The 9,396-nt window shown below is 60.3% G+C and carries 11 protein-coding genes; 4 read left to right on the top strand and 7 right to left on the bottom strand.

The features are described 5' to 3' along the window. Positions 1 to 129: 129 nt before the first annotated feature. Positions 130 to 696 (top strand): recombinase family protein, encoded by a 567-nt coding sequence (locus tag ACP7EY_RS23445; RefSeq protein WP_099792626.1) that lies wholly within the window; start codon positions 130 to 132, stop codon positions 694 to 696. A gap of 37 nt (positions 697 to 733) precedes the next feature. Here the strand turns inward: ACP7EY_RS23445 and ACP7EY_RS23450 are convergent, their stop codons facing one another. Beyond that, a complete protein-coding gene (locus ACP7EY_RS23450; RefSeq protein WP_426197668.1) occupies positions 734 to 2,134 on the bottom strand; it encodes a heavy metal sensor histidine kinase in 1,401 nt (466 codons plus the stop codon). 8 nt (positions 2,135 to 2,142) lie between these two features. Further along, positions 2,143 to 2,814: a heavy metal response regulator transcription factor gene (locus ACP7EY_RS23455; protein ID WP_426197669.1), complete on the bottom strand. Its 672-nt coding sequence runs from the start codon at positions 2,812 to 2,814 to the stop codon at positions 2,143 to 2,145. Between the two features lie 130 nt (positions 2,815 to 2,944). Between ACP7EY_RS23455 and ACP7EY_RS23460 the strand changes: the two genes are divergently transcribed. Continuing rightward, complete coding sequence (locus tag ACP7EY_RS23460) at positions 2,945 to 3,445, top strand: GlcG/HbpS family heme-binding protein (protein ID WP_426197670.1); 501 nt, start codon at positions 2,945 to 2,947, stop codon at positions 3,443 to 3,445. Positions 3,446 to 3,498: 53 nt separating this feature from the next. After that, on the top strand, positions 3,499 to 3,936 hold the full coding sequence (gene uraH / locus ACP7EY_RS23465) for a hydroxyisourate hydrolase (RefSeq protein WP_426197671.1): 438 nt from the start codon (positions 3,499 to 3,501) through the stop codon (positions 3,934 to 3,936). A gap of 36 nt (positions 3,937 to 3,972) precedes the next feature. Here the strand turns inward: uraH and ACP7EY_RS23470 are convergent, their stop codons facing one another. Genes ACP7EY_RS23470 through ACP7EY_RS23490 form a run of 5 tightly spaced genes read right to left on the bottom strand, consistent with a single transcriptional unit; the run spans position 3,973 to position 6,236 of the window. Then, positions 3,973 to 4,626, bottom strand: a complete 654-nt coding sequence (locus tag ACP7EY_RS23470) for a LysR substrate-binding domain-containing protein (RefSeq protein ID WP_426197672.1) — start codon at positions 4,624 to 4,626, stop codon at positions 3,973 to 3,975. Beyond that, positions 4,553 to 5,116 (bottom strand): recombinase family protein, encoded by a 564-nt coding sequence (locus ACP7EY_RS23475; RefSeq protein ID WP_426197673.1) that lies wholly within the window; start codon positions 5,114 to 5,116, stop codon positions 4,553 to 4,555. Before ACP7EY_RS23475 ends, ACP7EY_RS23470 begins: the two co-directional genes overlap by 74 nt. Beyond that, positions 5,110 to 5,529 carry a hypothetical protein gene (locus tag ACP7EY_RS23480; protein WP_426197674.1) on the bottom strand — a complete coding sequence of 140 codons (420 nt, stop codon included), beginning with the start codon at positions 5,527 to 5,529 and terminating at the stop codon, positions 5,110 to 5,112. Before ACP7EY_RS23480 ends, ACP7EY_RS23475 begins: the two co-directional genes overlap by 7 nt. Before the next feature lie 33 nt (positions 5,530 to 5,562). Beyond that, the gene (locus tag ACP7EY_RS23485; RefSeq protein ID WP_426197675.1) at positions 5,563 to 5,949 is read right to left on the bottom strand and encodes a DUF86 domain-containing protein; all 387 of its coding nucleotides are present in this window, start codon (positions 5,947 to 5,949) and stop codon (positions 5,563 to 5,565) included. Then, on the bottom strand, positions 5,946 to 6,236 hold the full coding sequence (locus ACP7EY_RS23490) for a nucleotidyltransferase family protein (RefSeq protein WP_426197676.1): 291 nt from the start codon (positions 6,234 to 6,236) through the stop codon (positions 5,946 to 5,948). Before ACP7EY_RS23490 ends, ACP7EY_RS23485 begins: the two co-directional genes overlap by 4 nt. A 154-nt stretch (positions 6,237 to 6,390) precedes the next feature. On the opposite strand from ACP7EY_RS23490, the gene ACP7EY_RS23495 reads away from it, so the two are divergent. After that, a complete protein-coding gene (locus tag ACP7EY_RS23495) occupies positions 6,391 to 9,363 on the top strand; it encodes a Tn3 family transposase (protein WP_426197677.1) in 2,973 nt (990 codons plus the stop codon). The last annotated feature ends 33 nt before the right edge of the window (positions 9,364 to 9,396 follow it).

The following is a 9,396-nucleotide window of genomic DNA, read 5'->3' on the forward strand; positions in this document are numbered from 1 at the left end:
TATACCCTAACCTGATGTCAGACGACCACAACGCAGGCCGTCAGGATAGGGTTGATCTCGCAATTACTTGACATATGCCTTTAACGGTCATAGAGTCTTTCCTGACACATCTTGTTAAGGAGTCACGTTTTGCGAGGTCAACGCATCGGTTATGTCCGGGTCAGCAGTTTCGACCAGAATCCAGAGCGTCAGCTCGATCAAGTCCAAGTGGACAAGCTGTTCACTGACAAGGCCTCGGGCAAGGACACCCTGCGGCCGCAGCTCGACGCCTTGCTTTCGTTCGCCCGCGAAGGCGACACGGTAGTGGTACACAGCATGGACCGTCTGGCACGCAACCTGGACGATCTGCGCCGGCTGGTTCAGACGTTGACCAAGCGCGGGATACGAATCGAATTCGTCAAGGAATGCCTGAGCTTCACCGGCGAGGATTCGCCAATGGCGAACCTGCTACTGTCGGTCATGGGAGCATTCGCGGAGTTTGAGCGGGCCTTAATTGGCGAGCGGCAGCGCGAAGGCATTGCATTGGCCAAGCTGCGCGGCGCCTACCGAGGTCGCAAGAAAGCACTGGTGGACAACCAGGTTGTCGAGCTGCGCCGCCGCGCCGGTGCCGGCGAGCCAAAAGCCACGCTCGCGCGGGAGTTCGGCATCAGTCGAGAGACCCTTTATCAATATCTAAAAGTAGCCCCAGCGGCTTAACCCGGTTTTCCGTTCCACTGCACCTCAAACCCCCACATCAGGCAGCGCGTGATTGACTGCTTGCACCTCTCGGGAATGACAAGGTGAAACGATTGCCCTCGTCACCGCTTTCGGCGCGGGCTTCTCCCCCATGCAGGTGCATGATCGAAGCGACGATGGCCAGTCCCAGGCCACCCGAATCGCCATCTTGGCTGCGTGCCGGGTCGCAGCGGTAGAACCGTTCGAACAGGTGTGGGAGATGCACTGCGGGGATTGGCTCACCGGTATCGTGCACGGCAATGACTATCCTTTCGCCGTCGACGCAGGTCTTGATCGTCACCGTGCCTCCTGCAGCGCCGTAGCGCAATGCATTGGCCAGCAGATTGGCGAGGGCACGTCCCACCAGCGCCCGGTCAGCAACCAGCTTGCCGGACGCATCGACTACCACGCTGATCCCGCGTTCTTCGGCAATGCCCTCGAAATACTCGGCCAGTTGCATACACAGATTTGCCAGATCAATTATTTCATGGCTGACACTATTGGCCGGCTGCTCCGAGCGCGCCAGGAACAGCATGCTGTCGATCATGCGGGCTAGGCGACCGTATTCTTCCAGGTTCGACGCAAGGAGCTCTTCATACTCGTCGACGCTTCGATGCTTGCCCAGCGCGTGTTCGGTGTGGCCGATGAGATTATGAAGTGGCGTGCGCATCTCATGGGCCAAGTCTTCGGAAAAGCGCGACAGCTGGATAAAGCCTTCGGCCAGGCGCCTTAGCATCTGGTCGAGCGCCATCCCCAGCTGCTGCAGTTCCTGCACCTCCTGCACCGGCACTGGTGCAAGCCCCACCGCTACGTTCTGCTGCAGCCGCCGCACGTCGACGGCGGCTGCCCGTTCGGCCATCAGTCGCACTGGCCGTAGCGCACGCTGGCTGATCAGCCAGCCCAGCAAAAAGGAAAGCACCGCGCCGCCGGCCAGTGCCGCCGCCAGCGTCATGCGGTAGTTGGCCAGCATGCGCTCGCGCTCGGCCAGCATCTTGCCGGCGACCAGGGTAAACCGGCGGCTGCCCTGCCAGACATCGAGCCAGGCCAGCCGCACCGCCTGCCCGGCGACGACGTCGGCAAGGCGGATCGCTGGCGCGGCCGGCAGGGATGGCAGCGACATGCTGCCTGGATTGACGTCGATCAGAAGCTGGCCTTGGGCATCGAGCATCCACAAGGCGTTGTCGCGGTTACCCAACATGTTGGCGTAAAGCTGCGGGCGCCGGCGCAGGGCGTCAATACTGGCGCTGTCGTCGACCAGCGCGCGCATGCGTTCGATCCGTCCGGCCAGTGCGATGTCGTCGCGCCACGCAAGTTCGCTTGCCAGCGAGCGGTAGAGGTACACACCGATTCCCCCAAGCAGTACCGCGCTGACCAGGGCAAACCACAGCGCCAGGCGCAGGCTGAGCGAGCGCGGCGCCAACCCGGACCTCATGGCGCCTCGCCCAGCATATAACCCATGCCACGTACGGTGTGAATCAATTTGATGGGATACGGATCGTCGAGCTTCGCGCGCAGGCGGCGAATGGCCACATCGACGACGTTGGTGTCGCTGTCGAAGTTCATCTGCCACACGTGCGAGGCGATCACCGCACGCGACAGAACCTCGTCGACCCGGCTGACCAGCAGGTGCAGCAGGGCGAATTCCTTGCCCGTCAGGATGATCTTGTGGCCCTGCCGACTGACACGGCGGCGCAGCACATCGACCTGCAGGTCGGCGACGCAAAATTCCTGCATGTCGCGCGGCGGTCCGCGCCGCAGCAGGCTGCGCACGCGTGCCAGCAATTCGGCAAAAGAAAACGGCTTGACCAGATAGTCGTCGGCGCCCAGTTCGAGTCCGCGCACACGATCTTCGATGGCGTCGCGCGCCGTCAGGAACATGACCGGCGTGGCTGACCTGGCGCGTACCAGTTGCAGCAACGCCCAGCCGTCCATGCCCGGAAGCATGACGTCGAGGATGACCAGGTCAAAGTAGAACTCCTCGATCATGTAGCGGCCGTCAAAGCCGTTGCTTGCCACTTCGACGATGTAGCCGGACTCGCGCAAACTCTTTTGCAGGTAGTCGGCCGCCTTGCGTTCATCTTCCACAATCAGTATGCGCATTGCCTGGCTCCTTGTGCCGCAATCTTACTACCGGCCGCGTGCCACATGACAAAACTGTCATGCAGCCGTCATCTTGTCGACGCCGTGCGCTGCGTACCATGCGTCCATTCGTTCACCACCGGGAGTATTCATGCAGCACCCACTGCCTTCAACTTTGCTGATCCTGTTGTCCTTGGCATGCGCCGGAGTCAGCATTGCCGCCCCGCTGACCGTACCCCACCGCGATATTTCGCTCGAGGGAGCCAGCCGCCTGATGGACGCGGCGATGGCCACCTGCCATGCCGACGGCAGAGTGCTGGCCGTTGCCGTGGTCGACCGCGGCGGCAACCTGGTTGCCCTGCGCCGTGACGACGGCGTCGGTCCGCACAACACCGCAGCCGCACAGCGCAAAGCCTACACGGCGCTGTCAACCAAAACGGCGACCCGCCTTCTGGCCGCCAATTCTCGCGCCAGTGCCGAAACAGCCAATTTGAACACCGTCGACACGCTGCTGCTGCTCGGTGGCGGCGTGCCGCTGATGGTTGAAGGCGAGCTCATCGGCGCGATCGGCATTGCCGGCGCCGGCGGACCGGCTACGGACGAAGCCTGCGCAATAGCCGCAATGGATAAAGTGTTCCAGAAAACTCCTTGAGCGCTGGCGACATACGTTCCAATTATTTTCACACCCACCTGTAAGGAGCTCTCATGAAATTTATTCAAAGCCTGCTCGTTGTTACCCTCGGCGCCGCTGCGCATTATGCCGGCGCCGCGGCTGTACCCATCGGGGCGTCTTCCGCCACTATCAACCCGCTCAGCGTCCACGTCCTTAACTTGCAGGACGGCTTGCCGTCGGCCGATGTGGCTGTGACTCTTGAGCAGCGCGTGGGTGACCAGTGGACCATGCTCGGCGAGGGCATCACCAATGCCCAGGGCCGCATCCCAGCCTTGTTCCCCGCAGGCGCGGCAATGGTACGCGGCACTTACCGGGTCACATTCAAGACCGGCAAGTGGTTTGCCGACCACAAGAGCCCGACGTTCTTCCCCGAGATCCCTGTCATCTTTACTGCCGACGGCAGCGTGCCGCATTACCACGTGCCGCTGCTGTTGAGCCCTTACGGCTACTCTACTTATCGCGGTAACTAAAACCGAAAATTGGGAAACGTGCGACAGCGCCACGGATCATGACGCGCCTAACTGTAAATCCCGAATTAAAACGTTCAATAAGTCCACGAATGCTTTGCTTGCCGCAGTGCGATAAGCCCCTTTGCGCCAGGAGTAAACTACCTGGCGTAACTTCATCGGCGGCAGCAGCGGAACCGCGCGCAAATCTTTATAGACGGCAGAAATTGGGTTGGGTAGTACACTCCCCAGCGTTCCTTGACGAACAATCTCGACCAACGCGCCGATGGCATTCACTTCGACTGCCACTTGGGCCGCGATGCCGTGGAATGCGCAGTACGCATCGATGTGCTGGCGGGTAGCAAACGACCTGTTTAGCAAAACCAGCGGTTCCGTAGCGAACGCTGCTAGCGGCAACGAGGCAGACCGTGCGCCGAGTCGATGACTGGCGCCTGTCACAAAGCCAAGCGTTTCTTTGTACAGCGGTGTGTAGTCGAGTTCACTCAGCTGCATTGGGCCAAATGCGATGCCAAGGTCGAGTTCGTCGTTGGCCAGCATCGCTTCAATATCTTCTTGCGCAATTTCCAGAAAACTGATTGTGACCCGGGGATGTAGTTGGGGTCGTCTCAGAAAACGGAATTTAAAGTACGTTAAGACTTGAGGCTGGAACCCATCGGTACAGGGTAGGAATAGATACGCCGAGGTTCTTGGCAACGTCTTTGGGTGGGACGCCGCTGATCAACAGCTTCTTTGCGGACTCGACCTTACTGTCTGTCATCTTGGGCTTGCGACCACCCTTGCGGCCAAGTTGACGGGCCACTTCCAGACCGGCGCGGGTGCGCTCAATAGTGAGCTCGCGCTCCATTTCGGCGAGGCTGGCCATGACGTGAAAGAAGAACCGGCCTGACGGCGTGCCGGTGTCGATGGAATCGGTGAGGCTTTTGAACTGGACCCCCTGCTTGTTCAGCTCGCCAACGAGATCGACCAGTTGCTTGACGCTACGTCCCAAGCGATCCAGTTTCCAGACGACCAGGGTGTCACCGGTCCGCAGCATTTCCAGGGCCTTGGCCAAGCCGTGCCGGTCGGCTCTCGTGCCGCTCACTTTGTCTTCGAACACCTTTGGGCAACCGGCCTTGGCCAAGGCGTCGCGTTGCAATTCAAGGTTCTGATCCTGCGTCGAGACACGCGCATAGCCGATCAACATAGTTTGTCTCTTGCTCGGGCGATACGCTCCTGCATTGCCTGCATCACTTCCTCGTGGCTATACGACTTGGAGTTGGGATTATCGGCCTTTCGAAGGGCTTCCTCGATATCGCGCGTTATGCGCTCATAGTCTTCCGGCCACAGCGTTTTCTCCATGCCCAGCGAAGCCTGACCCAGCAAATGCAGCAGGCCGAACAGGCGCATGTCATTGGTGGCAACGATATGGTCACGAATCCGTGCCTGGATAGCTTCGGACGCCCGATGGGCCTCTGCCGATGCAGTGCCTTCGTAGGATAGAGGAAACGTCACTTCCCCCGCGATCTGCGCCCATGCACTGGCCAGCGCTTCGATGCTGGACGTCTTTATTTTCATCGACTCGACGTCGCGATTAGCCGCGGCAAGGTGGCGAACCACCGGCCTGCAGGATCGGTGGCTTGTTGTCGTTGGTCATGGTTCCATCCCTTCGTCGGTACGGTCTTCGTCGTCGGCGTTTTGGCGCACGGCAGGCAGTTGCTTGAGCAACTCCGGTAGCCATTCTTGTACCGTCTCCCACACCACATCGAGGTTGATGTCGAAATAGCCGTGGGCCATGCGATTTCGCATGTTGCGCATGCTGCGCCATGGTACCTCGGGGTGCGACTGGGTGAACTCGGTGTAGCCGTCCATCACCTTCGTGGCGGCCTCGCCGATAATGATGATGCTCATGATGACGGCCTGCTGGGTGCGTTTGTCGGCAAGGAAGTCATCTTTGCCTAAACCCTCCACGAAGGCGCGCGCATCCGCTCCCGCCTGCTGTATGTGATCGATGTAATCGGGAAGACGATTCTCATTCATACCGGTTGCGCCTCTGCAAGTACCTTTGCTCGAAACTTTGGCGGCAGGTCACCCGGTGTCAGCAAGTCAACATGAACGCCGAGCAGCGATTGCAATTCGTCTTCTAAATCGCCCAAGTCCAATAACGTGGCACCAGGCAGCGCATCGACCAAAAGATCGAGGTCGCTGCCATCCCGGTCGGTACCGTGCAGCACCGAGCCGAAGACACGTGGATTCGCCACGCGAAAGCGGCTTACTGCTTCACGGACGGCACTTCGCTTAAGGTCAAGTACAAGTGAAGGTCGCATGGAAATCCTTTTTATCGAAACTCATTGAAATAGTAGGCGATTGAGAATAACATTTCAAGACCTATTTTTGAGAACGATAACCCATTGATTCTGGGTGTGATGTACGAGCTCTGGCGGTACCTCTCGAAATCCTACGTTTGCAAGAGGAGCGCTGATGCCCCGTCGTTCGATTCTGTCCGCTGCCGAGCGCGACAGCCTGTTCTCCCTGCCCGACACGAAAGAGGAGCTGATCCGCCACTACACGTTCAACGAAACCGATCTCGCGATCATCCGCCAGCATCGTGGAGCAGCGAACCGGCTGGGATTCGCCGTCCAGCTTTGTTACATGCGCTACCCTGGCATCATATTGGGAGGTGAAGATGAGCCAAGCGCGCCACTGTTGCGCATGGTTGCCGCGCAACTCAGCGTGGCGGCAGATATCTGGGGCGAGTACGCCCAACGTGCCGAGACGCGTCGCGAGCACTTGCTTGAATTGCAGGAAGTGTTTGGTTTTCAGTCGTTCACGACGATGCATCACTACCGGCCTGCGGTGCACGGGATGAACGAGCTCGCGGGCCAGACCGACAAGGGTGTTGTGCTCGCGGCGCAATTGGTTGAGCAACTACGCCGGCAGGCTATTTTGTCGCCAACGGCAAATGTCATCGAACGCATCTGCGCGGAAGCCATTACGCGCGCCAATCGACGCATTTATGAGGCGCTGACCGATTCCCTGACGGTGTTCCACTTCCGCAACCTGGACAAGCTGTTCAGCCGCAAGACCGACAGCAACCTCACCTGGCTGGCCTGGCTGCGGCTTTCCCCAAGCAAGCCGAATTCGCGGCACATGCTCGAACACATCAAACGCCTCAAGGCGTGGCAGGCGCTCAACCTCCCGGCCGGCATCGAACGCGGGGTGCACCAGAATCGCCTGCTCAAGATCGCCCGCGAGGGCGGGCAGATGACGCCGGCGGACCTGGCCAAGTTTGAGGTCAAGCGGCGCTATGCGACGATGGTCGCGCTCGCCGTTGAAGGCATGGCCACGGTCACGGACGAAATCATCGACCTGCACGACCGCATCATGGGCAAGCTGTTCAACACGGCCAGGAACAAGCATCAGCAGCAGTTTCAGGCGTCGGGCAAGGCGATCAACGACAAGGTGCGCCTGTATGGGCGCATCGGGCAGGCCCTGCTCGATGCCAGGCAAAGCGAGGGCGATCCGTTCGCCGCCATCGAGGCCGTCATCTCCTGGGACGCCTTCAAGGCGAGCGTCACCGAAGCGCAAAAGCTGGCGCAGCCGGAGAGCTTCGATTTCCTTCATCTCATCGGTGAGAGCTACTTTACGCTGCGCCGCTACGCGCCGGAATTCCTCGACGTGCTCAAGTTGAGGGCGGCGCCTGCCGCCAAGGGCTTGCTCGAGGCCATCGATGTGCTGCGCGACATGAACGCCAGCGGTGCCCGCAAGGTGCCGGCCGACGCGCCGACCGCCTTCATCAAGAAACGCTGGTCGAAACTGGTGCTCACTGACGAAGGAATCGACCGGCGCTATTACGAGCTGTGCGCCCTGTCCGAACTCAAGAACGCATTGCGATCCGGCGACATGTGGGTTCAAGGCTCGCGCCAGTTCAAGGATTTCGACGAGTACCTGATTCCGATCGAAAAATTCGCCGCCATGAAGCTTGCGGGCAGCCTGTCGCTGGCCATAGACACCGACTGCGACCAGTTCCTGGCTGGGCGGCTGTCGCTGCTGGAAGAGCAGCTTGCCACGGTCAACCGCCTGGCCGCGGCCAATGACTTGCCTGATGCCGTCATCACCACGCAGTCCGGCCTGAAGATCACGCCGCAGGATACGATCGTGCCGGACACGGCACAGGTTCTGATTGACCAGACGGCAATGCGTCTGCCGTCCATAAAAATTACCGAATTGCTGCTGGAAGTCGACCAGTGGACCGGGTTCACCCGTCACTTCACGCACCTCAAAACGGGCGACGTGACCGGCGACAAGACCTTGCTGTTGACGGCGATACTGGCCGATGCGATCAATCTTGGTCTCACGAAGATGGCCAGCTCTTGCCCCGGCACGACATACGCCAGGCTGTCCTGGTTGCAGGCCTGGCACATCCGCGACGAAACGTATTCGCCGGCGCTGGCCGAGCTGGTCAACGCCCAGATCGGCCAGCCGTTCGCCGTGCACTGGGGCGATGGCAGCACCTCGTCGTCGGATGGCCAGCGTTTCAAGGCGGGCGGCAAGGCCGAGAGCACGGGTCATATCAACCCAAAATATGGCGCCGAACCCGGCCGCATGTTCTACACCCACATCTCCGACAACTACGCCCCCTTCAGCATCAAGGTCGTCAATGTCGGCATGCGCGACTCGACCTACGTGCTCGACGGCCTGCTGTATCACGAGTCTGATTTGCGCATCGAGGAACACTATACCGACACGGCCGGCTTCACCGACCACGTCTTTGCGTTGATGCCCCAGATGGGATTTCGCTTCGCACCGCGGATCCGGGACCTGGGCGACACCCGGCTGTATATCCCGAAGGGTGAGGCAAGCTATGACGCACTCAAGCCGATGATCGGCGGCACGCTGAATATCAGTCACGTCCGTGCTCACTGGGACGAGGTCCTGCGCCTGAGTGCCTCGATCAAGCAGGGCACGGTCACGGCCTCGCTGATGCTGCGCAAGCTCGGCAGCTATCCACGCCAGAACGGCCTGGCGATCGCGCTGCGCGAGCTGGGGCGCATTGAACGCAGTCTGTTCATCCTGGACTGGTTGCAGAGCGTCGAGCTGCGTCGGCGCGTGCATGCCGGTTTGAACAAGGGCGAGGCGCGCAACGCGCTGGCCAGGGCGGTGTTCTTCAACCGCTTGGGCGAAATCCGGGATCGCAGCTTCGAACAACAGCGCTACCGTGCCAGCGGCCTCAATCTGGTGACGGCGGCCATCGTGCTGTGGAACACGGTGTACCTGGAACGTGCCACGAACGCCTTGCGCAGCCACGGCCGCACGGTGGACGACGACTTGTTGCGCTACCTGTCGCCGCTGGGCTGGGAACACATCAACCTGACCGGCGACTACCTGTGGCACGACAGCGCCAAGATCGGCGTCGGGAAATTCAGGCCGCTGCGTCCGCTGCCCAAGTCTTAACGTACTTTAAATTCCGTTTTCTGAGACGATCCC

This window comes from Massilia sp. DWR3-1-1 (assembly GCF_049898325.1).
Lineage (GTDB): Bacteria > Pseudomonadota > Gammaproteobacteria > Burkholderiales > Burkholderiaceae_D > JAFCUW01.

Bases quoted from the DNA above. Each gene is read 5' to 3' on its own strand.
- ACP7EY_RS23485 (WP_426197675.1), bottom strand. From the start codon at position 5,949: ATGAATGAGAATCGTCTTCCCGATTACATCGATCACATACAGCAGGCG.
- uraH (WP_426197671.1), top strand. From the start codon at position 3,499: ATGAAATTTATTCAAAGCCTGCTCGTTGTTACCCTCGGCGCCGCTGCG.
- ACP7EY_RS23455 (WP_426197669.1), bottom strand. From the start codon at position 2,814: ATGCGCATACTGATTGTGGAAGATGAACGCAAGGCGGCCGACTACCTG.
- ACP7EY_RS23460 (WP_426197670.1), top strand. From the start codon at position 2,945: ATGCAGCACCCACTGCCTTCAACTTTGCTGATCCTGTTGTCCTTGGCA.
- ACP7EY_RS23490 (WP_426197676.1), bottom strand. From the start codon at position 6,236: ATGCGACCTTCACTTGTACTTGACCTTAAGCGAAGTGCCGTCCGTGAA.
- ACP7EY_RS23495 (WP_426197677.1), top strand. From the start codon at position 6,391: ATGCCCCGTCGTTCGATTCTGTCCGCTGCCGAGCGCGACAGCCTGTTC.
- ACP7EY_RS23475 (WP_426197673.1), bottom strand. From the start codon at position 5,116: ATGTTGATCGGCTATGCGCGTGTCTCGACGCAGGATCAGAACCTTGAA.